13 protein-coding genes are annotated in these 16,676 nt (G+C 66.4%); 10 read left to right on the forward strand and 3 right to left on the reverse strand.

What is annotated here, in order from left to right; genetic code table 11:
- The first annotated feature begins 131 nt into the window (after positions 1–131).
- From P1K31_RS16595 to P1K31_RS16615, 5 genes are all read left to right on the forward strand, one after another.
- On the forward strand, positions 132–728 hold the full coding sequence (locus P1K31_RS16595; RefSeq protein WP_276306426.1) for a MaoC family dehydratase: 597 nt from the start codon (positions 132–134) through the stop codon (positions 726–728).
- Positions 725–2,167, forward strand: a complete 1,443-nt coding sequence (gene scpC / locus P1K31_RS16600) for a succinyl-CoA:acetate CoA-transferase ScpC (RefSeq protein ID WP_276306427.1) — start codon at positions 725–727, stop codon at positions 2,165–2,167. Before P1K31_RS16595 ends, scpC begins: the two co-directional genes overlap by 4 nt.
- Before the next feature lie 227 nt (positions 2,168–2,394).
- Positions 2,395–3,165 carry an IclR family transcriptional regulator gene (locus P1K31_RS16605; RefSeq protein ID WP_276306428.1) on the forward strand — a complete coding sequence of 257 codons (771 nt, stop codon included), beginning with the start codon at positions 2,395–2,397 and terminating at the stop codon, positions 3,163–3,165.
- 349 nt (positions 3,166–3,514) lie between these two features.
- Positions 3,515–4,870: an MmgE/PrpD family protein gene (locus P1K31_RS16610; RefSeq protein ID WP_276306429.1), complete on the forward strand. Its 1,356-nt coding sequence runs from the start codon at positions 3,515–3,517 to the stop codon at positions 4,868–4,870.
- A gap of 164 nt (positions 4,871–5,034) precedes the next feature.
- Positions 5,035–5,931 (forward strand): SDR family oxidoreductase, encoded by an 897-nt coding sequence (locus P1K31_RS16615; protein WP_276306430.1) that lies wholly within the window; start codon positions 5,035–5,037, stop codon positions 5,929–5,931.
- A 72-nt stretch (positions 5,932–6,003) separates the two neighbouring features.
- On the opposite strand, the gene P1K31_RS16620 is transcribed toward P1K31_RS16615, so the two are convergent.
- Positions 6,004–7,680 carry a thiamine pyrophosphate-binding protein gene (locus P1K31_RS16620; protein WP_276306431.1) on the reverse strand — a complete coding sequence of 559 codons (1,677 nt, stop codon included), beginning with the start codon at positions 7,678–7,680 and terminating at the stop codon, positions 6,004–6,006.
- A 197-nt stretch (positions 7,681–7,877) separates the two neighbouring features.
- Between P1K31_RS16620 and P1K31_RS16625 the strand changes: the two genes are divergently transcribed.
- Positions 7,878–9,053, forward strand: coding sequence for a CaiB/BaiF CoA transferase family protein (locus tag P1K31_RS16625; RefSeq protein WP_276306432.1), 1,176 nt, complete (start codon positions 7,878–7,880; stop codon positions 9,051–9,053).
- 243 nt (positions 9,054–9,296) lie between these two features.
- Here P1K31_RS16625 and P1K31_RS16630 read toward each other — a convergent pair whose 3' ends face one another.
- Complete coding sequence (locus P1K31_RS16630) at positions 9,297–10,673, reverse strand: acyl-CoA dehydrogenase family protein (protein ID WP_276306433.1); 1,377 nt, start codon at positions 10,671–10,673, stop codon at positions 9,297–9,299.
- Positions 10,674–10,953: 280 nt separating this feature from the next.
- Between P1K31_RS16630 and P1K31_RS16635 the strand changes: the two genes are divergently transcribed.
- From P1K31_RS16635 to P1K31_RS16645, 3 genes are all read left to right on the forward strand, one after another.
- Positions 10,954–11,988 carry a TAXI family TRAP transporter solute-binding subunit gene (locus tag P1K31_RS16635; protein ID WP_276306434.1) on the forward strand — a complete coding sequence of 345 codons (1,035 nt, stop codon included), beginning with the start codon at positions 10,954–10,956 and terminating at the stop codon, positions 11,986–11,988.
- 25 nt (positions 11,989–12,013) lie between these two features.
- Positions 12,014–14,005 carry a TRAP transporter permease gene (locus P1K31_RS16640; protein ID WP_276306435.1) on the forward strand — a complete coding sequence of 664 codons (1,992 nt, stop codon included), beginning with the start codon at positions 12,014–12,016 and terminating at the stop codon, positions 14,003–14,005.
- Between the two features lie 63 nt (positions 14,006–14,068).
- Positions 14,069–14,512: a MaoC/PaaZ C-terminal domain-containing protein gene (locus tag P1K31_RS16645; protein WP_276306436.1), complete on the forward strand. Its 444-nt coding sequence runs from the start codon at positions 14,069–14,071 to the stop codon at positions 14,510–14,512.
- A gap of 101 nt (positions 14,513–14,613) precedes the next feature.
- Here P1K31_RS16645 and P1K31_RS16650 read toward each other — a convergent pair whose 3' ends face one another.
- Positions 14,614–15,363 carry an SDR family oxidoreductase gene (locus tag P1K31_RS16650; protein WP_276306437.1) on the reverse strand — a complete coding sequence of 250 codons (750 nt, stop codon included), beginning with the start codon at positions 15,361–15,363 and terminating at the stop codon, positions 14,614–14,616.
- A 143-nt stretch (positions 15,364–15,506) separates the two neighbouring features.
- Here P1K31_RS16650 and P1K31_RS16655 point away from each other — a divergent pair, with 143 nt between their 5' ends.
- Positions 15,507–16,673, forward strand: a complete 1,167-nt coding sequence (locus P1K31_RS16655) for a thiolase family protein (protein ID WP_276306438.1) — start codon at positions 15,507–15,509, stop codon at positions 16,671–16,673.
- Positions 16,674–16,676: the final 3 nt, after the last annotated feature.

The following is a 16,676-nucleotide window of genomic DNA, read 5'->3' on the forward strand; positions in this document are numbered from 1 at the left end:
AACCGATAATAAGCGTACTGGTGGGTGATAGCTCCCCTCAGTGTGCCTCGGGTGGGGAGTCCCGCGGTCGTGGTACGTGCTACCGCACAGAAACACTTAGTACGCTCTCGACCGGTGGTACGAGGTGTCGAATGTCAGATAGAGATACAGCCCCGTCGGCGGAGCGACGTCTCCGAGCCGGCTGGCAGGGGCGTTACTACGAGGACTTCGCGGTGGGCGACGTGTACAAGCACCCGTACGGCCGGACCGTCACCGAGACCGACGACGTGTGGTTCACGAACGTGACGATGAACGTGAACCCGATGCACTTCAACGAGGCGTACGCCGCCGAGACCGAGTTCGGCCAGCGGTTGGTCAACGGCACGTTCGTCATCGCGCTGGCGGTCGGCATGAGCGTGATCGACGTCTCGATGAACGCGACGGCGAACCTCGGCTACGACGAGGTGCGCCACCACGCGCCGGTCTTTCACGGCGACACGCTCTTCGCCGAGAGCGAGGTGCTCGCGAAACGCGAGTCGGACTCGCGCGAACACGTCGGGCTCGTCACCACCGAACTGCGCGCGTACAACCAGGACGACACGCTGGTGCTCTCGCTCGAACGCACGCCGATGGTGCTCAAGCGCGCGCACGCCCAGCCCTCGCCCGCCCAGCCCCCCGGCTGGCCCGAGGGGATCGGCACGCAGGAGCGCGACGCGGACGGCACGCCCTCCGAGACGGGGGCGCGATGAACCGAGTGGCGGTCGATCTCCCGGTGGAGGACGCGCCGTCGGCCGCCGCGCGCGTTCCCGACGACGGCCGGCTCGCCGTCAGCGGCTTCGGGAGCGTCGGGTACCCGAAGGCCGTCCCGCTCGCACTCGCCGAGTCGACCGGCCGGACCCTATCGCTGACCGTGGTCTCGGGGGGGAGCGTCGGCGACGAGATCGACACCGCACTCGTGGAGGCCGGCGCGATCGAGCGTCGGTTCCCCTATCAGGCCCGGCCGGCGGCCCGGGAGGCTGTCAACGCGCGTCGGATCGCGTTTCAGGACCGCCACATCGCCGGACTGGGCGACGAAGTGGTGTCGGGGGGGCTGGTCGCACCCGACGTCGCGGTCGTGGAGGCGCTCGCCGTCGGGGAGGACTGGCTGATACCGTCGACGTCGATCGGTCACACGCCGGCGTTCGTCGAGGCGGCCGACCGGCTGATCGTGGAGGTCAATCGCGCGCAACCGCTCTCGCTCCGTAGACTGCACGACGTCTATCGACCGGGCCGCCCGCCGAATCGCGAGCCGATACCGCTGACCGCACCGAACGCCCGGATCGGCGAGTCGCGGATCTCGTTCCCCCGGGAAAAGCTCGTCTCGGTCGTCGAGACGGATCGGCGCGACTCGCCGTACGCGTTCCGCGACCCCTCGTCGACCGACCGGGCGATCGCGGCGAACCTCTCTGCGTTCCTCGCGACGGAGATCGCCCGCAATCCCGCGTTCGCGTCGTCGGTGAACCTCCAGTTCGGCGTCGGCAGCCTCGGAAACGCCCTGATGGGCGAACTGGACGGCGTCGACGTCGGCGATCGAACGGTCGCGTACTACGGCGAGGTGATCCAGGACAGCCTGCTCGACCTGATCGACGACGGGACGCTCTCCGTGGCGAGTGCGACCTCGCTCGCGCTGTCCGCGGAGGGCCAGGACCGCCTGTTCGAGGACGTAGAGCGGTACGCGGACGGCATCGTCCTGCGCCCGGCGGACGTCTCCAACAGCCCCGAGGTGATCCGGCGGCTGGGCGTCGTCGCGGTCAACAGCGCACTCGAGGTCGACCTGTACGGGCACGTCAATTCGACCCACGTCGGCGGGACGAGGGTTCTAAACGGCGTCGGCGGCAGCGGCGACTTCAACCGGAACGCGCTCGTCTCGGTCACGGCGCTCCCGTCGAGGGTGCGCGGGAAGGGCGTCTCGCGGATCGTTCCCATGGTCCCGCACGTGGACCACACGGAGCACGACGTCTCCGTCGTCGTCACCGAGCGGGGCGTCGCGGACCTGCGCGGACTCGGACCGAGCGAGCGAGCCGACCTGCTCGTCGAGGAGTGTGCGCACCCGGACGACCGCCCCGCGCTCCGCGCGTACCTCGATCGAGCGCGAGGGCGAGGCGGGCACATGCCCCACGACCTGGAGACCGTCTTCGACTGGGCCTGACCCCGGAGAGCGATCGGGGAACGGCGACACGCCCCGAAGGGCGTTCGTCGTCGACGCTCGAAACCGACTCCCTCACGGATTCTCGTCGCGCGTTCCCCCGGAGAGCTGGCGGTCCCGCCGATCGGCGCCCGGTTTCGGCCACCCTCGGGCGCGACCGAAACCGCCGACCGTCGGCGTTCGAGCTACCGAAACACTAATCCTTCCGGGCTCGTACGTCATGATACACCATGACAACGGCAAATACGAACGATACGGTCGTGAAATCGGCCGAAACGGCGTTCGCGATCGTCGAAACGCTCCGCGAACGCGAGGGGGCGCGGATCACGGAGCTCGCGGCGGAGCTCGGGATGGCCAAGAGCACGGTCCACCGCCACCTCAACACGCTCTATCGCTGCGGATACATCACGCGAGAGGGCCACGAGTACCACGTCGGGCTCCGGTTCCTCGAGCTGTCCGAGCACGCGCGTGACCGCAGACGCGAGTACGTCCTGGCGCGCGACAAGGTCGAGGAGCTCGCCCGGGAGACCGCCGAGCGAGCGCAGTTCATCGTCGAGGAGCACGGCCAGGGGGTGTACGTCCACCTGGAGACGGGCGCGCACGCGGTGCACACCGACTCCGGCGTGGGGAAACGGATCCCGCTTCACGCGACCTCGGCCGGGAAGGCGATCCTCGCGCGGTGGTCCGACGAGGCGGTCGAGCGACTCCTCGACGAACACGGGTTGGAACAGTTGACCGACCAGACGCTCACCGAGCGCGAGGACCTCTTCGCCCAGTTGGCGGAGATACGCGAGCGGGGCTACAGCGTCAACAACCAGGAGAACACGCGGGGGATCCGGGCAGTCGGGGTTCCGGTGTCGGGTCCCGACGGACGGGTGATCGGTGCCCTGAGCGTCTCGGGGCCGACCCACCGAATGAAGGGCGATCGACTGGATCACGAACTCCCGGACCTCCTCCTCGGCACGGCGAACGAACTCGAGCTGAACATCATGTACGAGTAGCGGAAGGGCGATAACAAGGGTACGATTGTGATCGAGTTCGGCGGACGGAGGGGTGACCGACCGTTCGCGACGCCGGACCCCGCGAAATCACCCCTTGAGCCGCCGTATTGGCTACGAAAGGCCGTTAAAGGGTTTTATTCGCGGTTCGTCCCTCCCGATACCGTTTCCGCCCTCGCGAATAACTCCGCCCGGGCGGGAGCGAGTTCCGCGGGGTTGCTCCCCCCGTCGGACGCCGTTTTCGCCATCGTTCGCTTCACTCCTCGTCTGGGAGACACGACTGCGGGGGTGTGGCACTAGAAGCGGGGCGAATCGACGGTGGTATTATGAGGGTCGAGGCGAACCCCGAGGTATGCGTTCCACATCACCACGTAGCCCGGACGAGGAGCTCGCCGCCTTCGTAGCCGATATCGGCGACGACGATCTGCCCCCGGAACTCGTTCGGCGTGCGGAGCGCGCGTTCGTCGACACGGTGGGCGTCACCGTCGCCGGGGCCGTCGAGGGAGCCGGCGCTATCGCCGTCGAGACGACCCGGGCGATCGGCGACGGCGGTCCCGCCTCGCTCATCGGTGTTCCGGGTGGGGCGTCGGTCACCGACGCGGCGTTCGCGAACGGCACCGCGGGCCACGGCCTCGACTTCGACGACGTGACCCGGGGCGTGTGGCACCCGAGCGTTCCGATGGTCGCGCCGATCCTCGCGCTGGCGGAGGCCGAGGGCCTCTCGGGACGACGGGCGGTCACCGCCTACGTCGCGGGCTACGAGGCGCAGTGTTACCTCGCGGACGCGCTCCTGCCGGAGCACTACGAGCGGGGGTGGCACGCGACGGCGACGTTCGGTACCGTCGGTGCCGCCGTGGCGTGCGCCGTCCTTCTCGACGTAGGGGAGGAGGCGGCACGTCACGCGGTGAACGCGGCCGCGTCGATGCCCGCGGGCCTGAAGAAGAACTTCGGGACGACGACCAAGCCGATGCACGCGGGCCACGCCGCTCGCTCCGGGCTGACGGCCGCCCTCCTCGCCGCTCGGGGGCACACCGCCGCCGCCGGCGCGCTCGGCACCGATCGCGGTTTCCTCGACCTCTACGCCGGCGAACGCGTCCACCCCGACGCGATGGCCCGCCTCGGCGAGGGGTGGGCGCTCGACCGCGACGGCATCCAGGTCAAGAAGTACCCCTGCTGTTACTTCACCCACCCGGCCGTGTACGCGACCCAGCGCCTCGTCGACACCCACGGCGTCGACCCCCGCGACGTCGAGTCCGTCCGCGTCCGCGCCTCACAGGGAGCGGCCGACGCGCTCCACTACGACGACCCCGCCTCCGGGCTGGAGGCGAAGTTCTCGATGCCGTATACGGTCGCCGCCGCCGCGGTCCGCGACCGCGTCGGGCTCGAGGCGTTCGACGACGACTCGGTAGGGAACCCCGAGGTCCAGGCCGTCCGCGAGCGGGTCGTCTTCGAGGTCGACCCCGACCTCGCCTACGAACCGTACCACACGAACGTCGCGATCGAGACGACCGGCGGCGAGACGTACGAGCGGACACAGGAACGTCCCCCCGGAACGCCGTCGGACCCCCTGAGCGACGAGGAACTGGCGGCGAAGTTCCGCATGTGCGTCGCGCGCGCCGACGCCGATATCGACGCCGACGCCGCCTACCGGCGACTCGACGCCCTCTCCGGGCAATCCTCGGTCGCGCGCGTCCTCGAAGTCCTCTGAGCGGCCGGGACGGCGGCGCATCCCTCTCCGCGCTAGCCACGGTCCCCGGCGTCGGGGACCTCGGAGGCGTCCTGCGACGGGGGAGCGCCGCCCTCCCGTACCCCTCGAAGCGATCCCCAGCCAATCTAGTGGGTTTATTAGGCGCCGGAAGTCCTGCAGTAGTGATGTTGTCCCACAAGGTGATCATCGTGGCCGGCGGCGGTCACGGTCTCGGCCGGTGTGCGGCGGTCGAGCTCGGTGCCGCCGGTGCGACGGTCGTCGTCAACGATCTCGGATCGGACGTCCACGGTGACGGTGAAAGCACGGAACCGGCCGAGGAGACCGTCAGGGCGGTCGAAGCGGCGGGCGGTCGCGGGGAGGCCCACTTCGGCGATATCAGTTCGACGGAGTACACAGAGGGGTTGGTGAGAGACACCGTCCGGGAGCACGGGCGGATCGACGGCGCCGTCAACTTCGCCGGGATTCTCAACGACTCCATCCTGTATCGGATGAGCGACGAGGAGTGGGACAGCGTGGTCGACGTCCATCTGCGGGGCCACTTCGCACTCCTCAGAGGCCTCGCGGCTCACTGGCGGGAGGTCGCGCGAGAGACCGACGACTACCTCGACGACGGACGGTCGTTCCTCTCGGTGTCGAGTCGGTCGGCGCTCGGAAACGTCGGTCAGGCCAATTACTCCGCGGCGAAGGCCGGCATACTCGGCCTGACGCGGGCGGCAGCGAAGGAACTGGGACGGTACAACGTTCGGGTGAACGCCCTGGTGCCGACCGCCTACACGCGGATGATCGAGGACATCCCGGACGACCAGCGACCGTTCACCGAGGAGGAGCTCCCACCGGAGAAGGTCGCCCCCCTCGTCGCGTACATGTTCAGCGACGAGGCGTCGGAGATCAACGGCTGGACCGTCCGAGCGGCCGGCGACGCGGTCGGTTTCGTGTCGGATCCGGAGGTCGTCCGCCTCGGCTATCAAAACGGGGGGTGGACCCCCGAGGACCTCGCAGAACGGTTCACCGACGAGATCGGGAGCGGACTGCCCCTCGACAAATCGGGAGACGCGTTCTGACCGCTGCCGTCGAAACCCCTCGCGGACCTCGAACGGCGAATCGGTTCGATCTGACGTCGATCCGGGCGCTCGCTACATCTTGCTTCGGTGGCGAACGGCGCTGTTCGTCCTGCAATCGACGACGAGCGGCCGGTCCGGTCGCCGTCCGAGGACGTCGCCGATGGCCTCCAGGTCAGCAGACGAGCGGACGGTGTAGCCGTCCGCGCCGAGCGCGCGCGCGACGTCCGCAACGTCGGGGGCGTCGATGAGTGCGACGTCGGCGTACTCGTCGGCCGTCAGTAAGCTGTGGTACTCCGTACCGAGGGCACTGTCGTTCATGACGACGACCGTCACCGGTACCCCGTAGCGGACGGCGGTGTCCAGTTCCTGGAGCGCCATCATGAACCCCGCGTCGCCACAGATCGCGACGGTAGTACGGTCCCCCGAATTCAACGCGGCGCCGATCCCGTGGGGGAGCCCCTGGCCGATCGCCGAGAAGTCGAGCGTCCAGAGCAGATCCCCCGGCGTCGGCGTCGATATCCCGTCGAGCACCCACCGCACGAAGTGCCCGCCGTCAGTGACGACCACGCGGTCTTCGGGCAGTATCCTATCGAGACCCCAAACGAGGTCCCGGGGGTCGATCCGTCCCCGCTGCTCCGGAAAGTCCCCGGCGTCGAGCGTCGGCGTCGCCGCGATGCGATCTCTCAGCCGGTCCGTCCAGAACTCGCCGCTCCGGTCGATCCCCCGATCCTCCAGCTCCGCCGTCAGCGCCTCCGCCGCGAGACGGGCATCCCCCAGTACGCCGAGGTCGACGGACTCGTACCGGCCGATAGCGGCGGCGTCCGTGTCCACGTGGACGACGGTCGTCTCGTCGTCGACGAGGTGCCCGGAATCCGTCGTCCACGGGTCCAGGCTACACCCGATCGCCAGCACGAAGTCGCTCCGATCGAGGTGTTCGTTCGCGATGGTACTCCCGAAACCGCCGACGAAGCCGAGCGAGAACGGATGACCGTCGAAGTATCCCCGGGCCTGAAGAGTGGTGGCGAGGACGCCGTTCGTCCGCTCGGCCAACGCCTCGATCGCGTCCTTCGCGTCCGCCTCCACCGCGCCGCGCCCGGCAATGATCACCGGGACTTTGGCCGCGTCTGAGTCGAGGCAGCAGTCGACGGCCCTCTCGATCGCATCGTCGTCGGGGGGGAGCCGAGCGTCCGACGTGGCGGCGCTGTCCACCGCGCCCGATCGACGACGCTCGCCACCGTCTGCGGGGACCGACAGTTCCCCGTCCAGTACGTCCCAGGGTACCTGTACCGCCACCGGGCCTTCACCCACTCGAACGCTTCGGAGGGCTTCCTCGAGAGTGGGGAGGAGCGTCTCGGGGCTTCGAGCGGAGAGGACGGTACCGATCGTCGACTTCAGGAAGGACTCCTGTTCGAATGCCTTTACGTCGTAGGTGTCGGACACCGGCGTCTCCGGGACGAGCAGGAGCAATTTCGAGCCCCTCCTCCGGGCCGTGACGAGCGAGGTGCCGGTCTGCGCGACGGCGGGCCCCCGGCCGACGATGCAGACGCCGACGTCGTCACCCGCGCGTGCGTACCCGTCGGCCATCGCTACGGCGCTCTGCTCGTGGCGCGAGTGGACGACGCGCATCTCGCCGCTCCACCGTTCGTGCAACGTAGCGAGCATACGCATCGTGTCCTCGCTCATCAGCGCGAATACCGTCTCGACGCCCGCTTCGTCGATCAGTCCGATGACCGCTTCGTGGGCTTTCATGACCTCTCCCCTCGGGTATCGGACCCCTCCGTTATCGTATTTCCGGTGGTCCTCCTCGACGGACCGAGCCGGGGGAGCGGTAGCGTTCTCGTCGAACCGTGTCTCCGAGACGCCCGAGCGTCCCCACGGAAAACGCGGGAAACGCGGGACGCCCCCTCGACCGAATGTTTATATATCCGTCTCTGCGACTACTTCGCATGGAGCCGTTACGGGACGTCGACGTCCTAGATCTCACGCAGTCGATCGCCGGTCCGGTTTGCACGCAGATGCTGGGCGAGATGGGCGCGGAGGTGATAAAGGTCGAACCGCCGACCGGGGACGCCTTTCGGCCGCTCATGAACGGAAGCCTCTTCACCGCGTACAATAACGGCAAGAAGAGTATCTGCGTCGATCTGAAGACGGAGCGGGGAAGGGAGGTCCTCGCGGACCTCGCCGGCAAGGCCGACGTCCTGGTCGAGAGTTTCCGTCCGGGCGTGCTGGAGAAGTACGGACTGGATTACGAGACCGTCTCTGCCGAGAACCCGGAGGTCGTTTACTGTTCGTTGTCCGGCTACGGGCAAACGGGTCCGTATCGGAGCTATCCCGGATACGATCCGTGTATTCAGGCGATGTCCGGACTGATGGCGACGACGGGCTATCCCGACCAGCCGCCCGTCCGTATTCGGTCGAGCCTGATCGACTGCGGGACTGGAACCAACGCCGCCTTCGCTATCATGGCCGCGCTGCGCGAGCGGGATACCACGGGCGAGGGGGACTACATCGACGTCTCGCTCTTCGACGTGGGGATCTCCTGGATGTCGTACTGGATCGCTAACTACGACGCGACGGGCGAGATCCCGGAGCGGAACGGGGAAAAGGGGATCGGCAGCGCCCCCAACGGTCTGTTCGCGGCGTCCGACGGGTACGTGTACATGATCACGATGACCCAAGCCATGTTCGAACGCCTCTGCGAGGCCGTCGGCCGTCCCGACCTGATCGACGACGATCGGTATCGAACGATGGACGACCGGATCGAAAACCGGCCGGAGTTGCGGGAGGACCTGCAGGAGGAATTCGCCACGTACGCCGCCGAGGAGCTAGAGCGCCTCCTCCTGGAGGCGCGCGTCCCCGCGGCGGCGGTCCGGTCGATCGACGAAGTCGTCGAACTCCCCCACGCGAAGGCGCGATCCATGCTCGCCGAGTCGTACAACCCGGAGGCAGAGCGACCGGTGGAGATCGCCGCCCTCCCCTTCCACTTCGCGTCCGACGGGCGACGGCCCGGGTTCAGCGGTCTCCCGCCGAGGAAGGGGGAACACACGGCGGAGGTACTGGAGCGCCTCTCGTGGTCCGACTCCGATATCGAGACCCTTCGAGACGAAGGGGCGATCGAGTGATCGCCCCATCGCGCCTTCGCTGGCGGTCCGGTAGTCGGACGCGGTAGGTTCTCTCTCGGTGTCCGTAGAGACGCGAGGTCGTCGATGACCGTCCGGTTCTCGGGGTAGCTCTGTCGAACGCGCTCCCGGCCGGGTCGACGGTCGTACAGCGATCGGTCCGAAGACGGATCGAACCCGCCGCGTTCCGCGTAGAACCGGTGAGAGAGACGGAAGCAGGGCCGAGCCGTCGTGTCGAACCGGACGTCATCGATCGTCGTCGGGTCCAGGGGACCTCCGGGCGTCGGTCCCCCGCCACGGGGATCCCTCTACTTCGTTGCCGACGTACTCACCCTCGAACTCGTCGTCGGCGAGGATCTGGTACGCGTCGTGCTGAACGACGCTCTTCATCACCTCTGACGCGCCGCCGAGGAACCGTCCGGCGCGCACGTCACGCTGGATCCGTTCGATCGGGTACGCGGTCGTGGTCCCGATCCCCCCGAGAAGCTGGATACAGGTATCCGCGATCTCGTGTGCGAGATCGTTGCCGAACCACTTCGCCATCGCGCTCTCCATCCGGCCGGCGGAGATACCACGTTCGTCCATCAGCCGGGCGGCTCGCGTGTTGAGCAGGTACGCCGCATCGAGCTTCGTCGCCATCTCGGCGACCCGGTGGTTGACCGCCTGGTACTCCGAGATCGCTCGCTCGTTGACGACTCGGTTCTCGGTGTAATTAGCCGCGATCTCGAGCGCGTTCTGGCTCGCACCGAGGCAGTAGCGGGCGACCGTCAGGTGCTCCAGGTTGAGTTCGTCGGTGATGTACGACCAGGCAGCGCCTTCCTCACCGACGAGGTTTTCTTCGGGGACACGAACGCCGTCGAACGTCATCCACGCGGCACCGGTTCCGCGGAACCCGTGCCAGTCCGATTGATCCTCGAGGATTTCGACGCCGTCCGCGTCACTATCGACGACGAGCAGCGAGACGCCCTCGCGGTGACCGTCACTGCCGCTCGTCCGGGCGGGCAGGAAGTAGAAGTCACCGTATTGAGCGAAGTCGATGAAGCGCTTCTGGCCGTCGACGACCCACTCGTCACCCTCTCTTACGGCCGTCGTGTCGAGGTGGGCGAGGTCAGTTCCGCTGCTCGGTTCCGTGTAGGCCTGAGAGACGATCAGCTCCCCGTCCAGCATGGGTGCGAGATACGATTCTCTGACGTGATCGTTCCCGTGCTCGTACATCGTGCGCCCGACGTGCTGTGTCAACGACGTCTGGCACGCGTGAACGATCGTTCCGCAGTACCCGATCGCCTGTTCGGTCAACACCGTCTCGACGTACGTGCCGCCGGCGCCGTTGTACGCTTCGGGGACGGTGATGCCGGCGAAATCGCGCTCACCCATCCGTTCGACGTACTTCTCCCAGTTCCCACGCGACTCCCGATTGGCGTCGAGCTCGCGAAAGTGTTCCTGCCCCAGCGTATCAACGAAGATCTCGCTCTCGAGCGTATCGACCGTACGCTCGAAGTACTCCCGCTCGTCCGCCGTCAGAGACGTGTCTTCACCGATCATGATCGTACGGCGCGGGTACGAGGCGTACCGTATTAAATCCATAATAGTACTGTACGTAGTGATCGGCGGGCGGTTTGCCACGGAACCCGCTCTCCTGTCCACCGAACGGTCCCACCGGTCCCTGACCGTCGCTGGATCGGCGGAATCCACGCCGTCCGAGTCGACCACGGGAGTAAGCGGCCGTACTCCTGCCCCCGTTAGCGGCCGTCGGGGAGTCGGTAGAGGGTACCGTCGGCCGTACGTACGTGAGTCCGACCCCGGATCGACGGATGGTTCCCTTCGGACACCTATGATATCGCAGGACTCAATCCGATAGTGCCCGAAACGTATTTAAACTGTGGACTGGGTTATCATGGCACGGATGTCGTGCAACAGAAGACAGTTTATCAGGGCCGTCGGGGTAACGGGAGCCGTCGGGATGGCGGGCTGTATCGGCGGGGACATCGGTGGTGGTAGTGGGATCTCCAGCGACGCTACCGACTGGAGTTTCGGCATTACGCGCGAGGGGACCATCGGATACGTGAAAGCCAGCGGCTGGGCTCGCGTCTTCGACCAGGCGGACACGGAGATCTCCCTGACCCTCAACACGACTGGCGGATCGGAGGAGGCGTACAGGCTCTGTGCCGCAGGCGAGAATCACATCACGAGAGGGACGAGCGCGATGGGGATGGCGTCCTACAACGAGGAGAGTCGACCGGGAGCCAACTTCGGTAGCGACAACGCCGTTCCGACCGTCCCCCAGCAGGTCATGGCGGTCAGCGACCTCCGCCCGTTCTGGGTTACTCCTGACGATAGCATTCAATCGATCGAAGACCTGCAGGGCAAGACCGTTCACAACGGCGCCGCCGGCTCCCGGTTCGTCGGCGCGATTCCGTTCGACAGCATCGGATTGAACAACGTCGAATTGATGCAGGGAGACTGGTCCGACATTCCGTTCGCGCTCGAGGAGGGGCGAGTCGACGCCGCATACGCGTACGTCATGGCGAGCGGGACGTCGCTTCCGGGGTGGGCCGAGCAGTTGGCCAGCATGGACAACCTCCGAATCCTCGAATTTTCCGACAGTCACGTACAGAAGTTCCAGGAGGATCCGTATCTCAACGTCACCGAGGTCCCGGTCAGCGAAGTGTTCCCGTTCGAGACGAACGTCGACACGGTCAAGTCGCCCACGGCGCAGTACCAGTGGTACGTCCACCCCGACCTCAGCGCGGAGAACGTACAGGAGTTCTGTGAGGTGTCGTTCAATCACGTGAACGAACTCCAGGGCGTCCACGACGCGCTCGGGCTGTTCAACCCGGAATACGCGGTGGAGGGTCTCGCCAAAGCGCCGGTGCATCCGGGTGCCGCCCAGTGGTACAGGGACAACGACCTCTGGAACGACGACCTGATCGAGGGGTAATTATCCCCGTTGACCTAATCACCCAATGTCGAACCCTACACCCGATCAAGAGCTGACGTGGGAGGAGAAGGGCGACCGGTTACCGGCCCTCGACTTCACCCTCGAGAACGCCCAGTGGTTGTTGCTCACGCTCAGCGCGGTGGTGTTCTCGGTATACCACATCCTCAACGGCTACGCGTACATCGTGAACAGCGACCAACACACGATACTCTCGCTCGGGCTCTCCGTCTTCCTGATGATTCAGCTGGTCGAGGCGGACCTCTCTAAGCTGACCGGGAAGGCCCTCCTCGTTGCGAAGGTACTCGGTTCGGCGCTGATGCTGTACATCACGTACTACTTCGTGACGATGTACTCCACGCTGCTCACGCGGATCCTCAACTACACGCAGCAGGAGTACATGTTCGCGCTTGCACTCGTGGCGTTGATTCTCCTCTTCACGTACCTGCGATACGGCGTCTTCATCACGTCCGTCGTGATCCTGTCGTTCGGATACGCGATGTTCGGATCGTACATCCCGGGCGCGTTAGGACACAGCAGCATCTCGCTCGCGCGGGTGCTCCAGCGATCCGCGCTCGTGTTCGACATCGGACTCTTCGGGTTCTTGCCGGGGGTCGGCGCCCAGTGGATCGTCATCTTCCTCGTCTACGCGAGTCTCCTGATCGAGTTCGGCGCGCTCCGACTCGCCATGGACTTCGGCAGACGGATGAACCGGCACCTCCAGTCCGGCGTGCCGCAACTGGCGGTCGTCACGAGCTTCATCATGGGGTCGATCTCGGGCAGCGCGGCCGCCAACACCGCGACGACGGGCGCGGTGACGATACCGCTGATGAAGAGTTACGGGATGGACGGCGAGACGGCCGCGGCCATCGAATCGAACGCGTCCTCGGGGGGACAGGTCCTCCCGCCGGTCATGGGCGCTTCGGCCTTCGTCATGGCCTCGTTTCTGAACATCAGATATCTCGACGTCATCGTCGGCGCGCTGCTCCCGGCGATCATCTTCTACCTCACCGTCGCGATCACCGTCTACTACGTCAGTAAGGGGTACGACCTCTCCGAGCCGGACTCCGACGAGCAACTCCTCGAAACGGTGCAGGAGGCAAACCAACCGTGGTACGTCTACGTACCGCTGTTGGCGTCGGTCCTGTTTCTGATCTACGACCTCGGGATCAGGCAGGTCGGACCGCTCACCGCCGGCTTCCACGCGGTCGTGGTCCTCGTCGGGCTGCAACTCGGCTGGAACCTGCTCCTCACCGACGACAGGCGGCGGGCCCTGAACGACTACGGTCGCAACCTGGTGGTCGGACTCCAGAAGGGTGCGATCGCCAGCGCGGAGATCATGGTCGTCCTCGGCGCGATCGCGATATTCATCAGCATGCTCGGCAGCGGGAACGTCGTGCAGGTGCTGTCGTTCCTCATGCTGGACATCTCGGGAGGGCTCCTCTTCTCGCTGCTCCTGGTCGCGATGATCCTCTCGGTCATCTTCGGGCTCGGAATGCCGACGGTCGCGGCGTACGTCGTCGTGGTGGTGTTCGTCGCGCCGGCCGTCGCGGACCTCGGCATCCCGGAGTTCAACACGCACCTGTACGTGTTCTACTTCGCGATCCTCTCGGCGATCACGCCGCCGGTCGCGCTGGCGGCCGTCATCGCCAGCGGTATCGCCGAAGCGAGTTTCGCCAAGGTGGCGAAGAAGGCGATGATCATGGGAGCACCACTGTTCATCCTCCCCTACACGATCATCTACCATCCGAACATTTCGATGTGGGACAGCACTACGCCCCTGACGTTCGTCTACCTGCTCACGACGTTCACCGGAATAGTCACCGTCATCCACTTCGACCTGAACTACAACGAGTACGTGTCCGCCGCCGTCAAAACCGTAGCAGTGGCCGTCCTGACTGCGATCATGTTCTGGGGGACGACCACGATCCAGGCGGGCGGGTTCGTTCTGGCGGTGCTCGTCATCGCTGCGTTCCACTACATGGAGCGCAACTCGCCGAGCCCGGTCGCCTCCGCCTGAGGTTTCCCTTCGCGCAACGATACCGATACGCTATAGGCTGACCTCGCTAGTTACGGCGTGCAGATGAGTGGAAAACACTTCGAGGAGTTCGAGATCGGAGAGACGTTCGAATCGAGGACCCGGACCGTCACCGAGGCGGACGTGACGTCCTTTGCCGGATTGTCGGGGGACTACAACGAGATACACGTCAGCGAGGAGTACGCGGCGGGGACGATCTTCGGCTCCCGGATCGCGCACGGCCCGCTCGTGTTCAGCATCGGCCTCGGTCTGACGACGCAGATCGGGTACACGGACGGAACGGTCGTCGGACTGTACGGGGTCGACGACATGCGGTTTCCGACCCCCGTCTTCCCGGGGGACACCGTTCGGACCGTCCAGGAGGTCACCGACCTCGAAGAGAAGGAGAAGGGCGGCGTCGTAACGCTTCGAACGACGGTCTACAATCAGGCCGACGACGTCTGTGTGGTCTGGGACCACCGGAAGATGGTGGAGTACGCCGATTCGTGATCGGCCCCGTCCGACGTGACCGTCGGGATCGTCACCCGTTCGCTCTCGTCGAACGTAGTCGGTGAATCTACGACGCTACCGCGACCTCGCCACCGGTTCGCCTAGAAGTGCGACAGCTTGTCTCGCCGGTAGAGGTCCAGTTCGGCGACGACGTTCGGCGGTTCCTGCCTGGCTGCGAAGGCGATCGCGTCCGCGATCGTCTCGGGCTCGGTCACTTCGTTCGGTTCGTACCGGTCCTCCGAAACCTCGTCCCTGTACTCCTTTCCGAACTCCGTTCGGACCTCGCTCGGGTTGATCACGGTGACGCCGATCTCGTCGGTACCGACCGCTCCCGCCAGGCTGTGTGCGAACCCCCGCGTCCACCACTTCGTCGCCGCGTAGATCGGCGCGCCCGGGCGCGGGTACTGCCCGGCGAAGCTGGCGACGAAAATCGCGATACCGGACGTCTCCCGGAGGTGGGGGAGCGCTGCCTGCGTGACGAAGAACATGCCGTCGACGTTCACCCCCATGACGGTGCGGTACTGCTCGGCCGGCATCGTTTCGACCGTTACGTCCCCCCCGGTGGCGATCCCGGCGTTGTTGACCAGCACGTCCAACCGACCGAACGCTTCGACGGCCCGCTCGACGGCGTCACGAACGGCCGCTTCGTCGCTGACGTCGGTCGGGAGTACGAGGGCGGTTCCCGCCGTCTCGGACTCGATCCGGTCCGCCACCGTCCGTAGCTTCGACTCCCGCCGGGCGACGATAGCGACGTTCGCTCCCTCCGACGCGAGGGTCTCCGCCGCCGCCTTCCCGATCCCAGCGCTTGCACCGGTGATAAACGCCGTCTTCCCCGATAGTGGTAGTTCCATGGACGTAGCTGTCCGTCGCCACTCAGTTATACGTATTGCTCGGGGGAGAACCCCGTTCGGCGACTCCGGAGGGCGAGAGTTCCCCCCGATCGCCTCGCGGAATCCAAACGTATATGCCCCGACGGCGTATGCCGTACCGTAGCATGACACGGGTCACTACCCCGACCGTCGCAGGCGTCGGGATCATTCCGAACGGAACGCATTCGGTGCCGGAGCGGGACCTCGCCCTGACCGTCGTCCGAGACGCGCTCGAAGACGCGTCGGCGGACCTCTCCGCCGTCGACGGGCTCTACATGCCCGCCCCGCGCCCGTGGACGCCGCAGGGGTTCTTCTCGACGTACCTCCTCCACTTGCTGGGGCTCGACGTCGATCGGTCGCTCGAGGTTTCGACCGGCGGCACCAGCGGCGGACAGGCCTTTCACGCCGCGGTGTCGGACGTCCGCGCCGGAACGGTCGACACCGCGCTCGTGCTCGCGTTCGAGCGGAACTCGCTGATCGACACGACGGGGCCGTACTTCGAGTACATCCTCAAGGCGTTCGACACCGAGTTCGAGTCGCCGATCGGGATGACCGTTCCGGCCGCGTACGCCCAGAGCATGCAGCGGTACGCGTACGAGTACGACGTCGACCGCGAGGACTTCGCCGAGATCGTCGTCAAGAACCGGGAGAACGGCGCCGTGAATCCACACGGCCTCTTCGACGATGCCCCGACGCGGGAGGAGGTCCTCGACTCGCGACCGATCGCCGACCCGATCCGGCTCTTCGACTGTCCGGCCCCCTGTGACGGCGCAGTCGCGATACTCCTCACCGGGGACGACAGCGCCGAGTCGGCGTCGCCGCGGATATCGGTCGCGGGGACCGGATTCCACCACGCCCCGAGTCACTTCCTGATGAGCCGAGATCCCCGGGTCACGGAGCTCCCGGCCGTCAGACGCGCTGCGGACAGGGCGACCGAAGACGCGGGCGTCCCTCTCGCCGACGTCGACGTCTTCGAGCCGTACGCGCCGTTTCCGCACGTCGAAGCGATCGTCACGGAGGAGTTCGGCCTCGTCGAGCGCGGCGGCGGCGTCGACGCCTGCCTCGAGGGCCGGACCGCGCCGGACGGCGAGTTCCCGATAAGCCCGTCGGGCGGGTGTCTCGGCCGGGGACACCCGCCGATGGTGACGCCGCTCTTCAACTACGTCGAGGCCGTGAAACAGCTTCGCGGCACGGCGTCGACTCAGGTGTCGGGAACGGAGAGCGTCCTCACGACCGCGGAACACGGCCACGTCAACGGTGTGACCGCGACCGTGTTCGCCGCGGAGGTGTGACCG

The sequence above is a fragment of the Halomarina halobia genome (assembly GCF_029338575.1).
GTDB lineage: Archaea > Halobacteriota > Halobacteria > Halobacteriales > Haloarculaceae > Halomarina > Halomarina halobia.

Bases quoted from the DNA above. Each gene is read 5' to 3' on its own strand.
- P1K31_RS16645 (WP_276306436.1), top strand. From the start codon at position 14,069: ATGAGTGGAAAACACTTCGAGGAGTTCGAGATCGGAGAGACGTTCGAA.
- P1K31_RS16625 (WP_276306432.1), top strand. From the start codon at position 7,878: ATGGAGCCGTTACGGGACGTCGACGTCCTAGATCTCACGCAGTCGATC.
- P1K31_RS16655 (WP_276306438.1), top strand. From the start codon at position 15,507: ATGACACGGGTCACTACCCCGACCGTCGCAGGCGTCGGGATCATTCCG.
- P1K31_RS16635 (WP_276306434.1), top strand. From the start codon at position 10,954: ATGTCGTGCAACAGAAGACAGTTTATCAGGGCCGTCGGGGTAACGGGA.
- P1K31_RS16620 (WP_276306431.1), bottom strand. From the start codon at position 7,680: ATGAAAGCCCACGAAGCGGTCATCGGACTGATCGACGAAGCGGGCGTC.
- P1K31_RS16605 (WP_276306428.1), top strand. From the start codon at position 2,395: ATGACAACGGCAAATACGAACGATACGGTCGTGAAATCGGCCGAAACG.
- P1K31_RS16640 (WP_276306435.1), top strand. From the start codon at position 12,014: ATGTCGAACCCTACACCCGATCAAGAGCTGACGTGGGAGGAGAAGGGC.
- P1K31_RS16650 (WP_276306437.1), bottom strand. From the start codon at position 15,363: ATGGAACTACCACTATCGGGGAAGACGGCGTTTATCACCGGTGCAAGC.
- P1K31_RS16615 (WP_276306430.1), top strand. From the start codon at position 5,035: ATGTTGTCCCACAAGGTGATCATCGTGGCCGGCGGCGGTCACGGTCTC.
- P1K31_RS16610 (WP_276306429.1), top strand. From the start codon at position 3,515: ATGCGTTCCACATCACCACGTAGCCCGGACGAGGAGCTCGCCGCCTTC.
- scpC (WP_276306427.1), top strand. From the start codon at position 725: ATGAACCGAGTGGCGGTCGATCTCCCGGTGGAGGACGCGCCGTCGGCC.
- P1K31_RS16595 (WP_276306426.1), top strand. From the start codon at position 132: ATGTCAGATAGAGATACAGCCCCGTCGGCGGAGCGACGTCTCCGAGCC.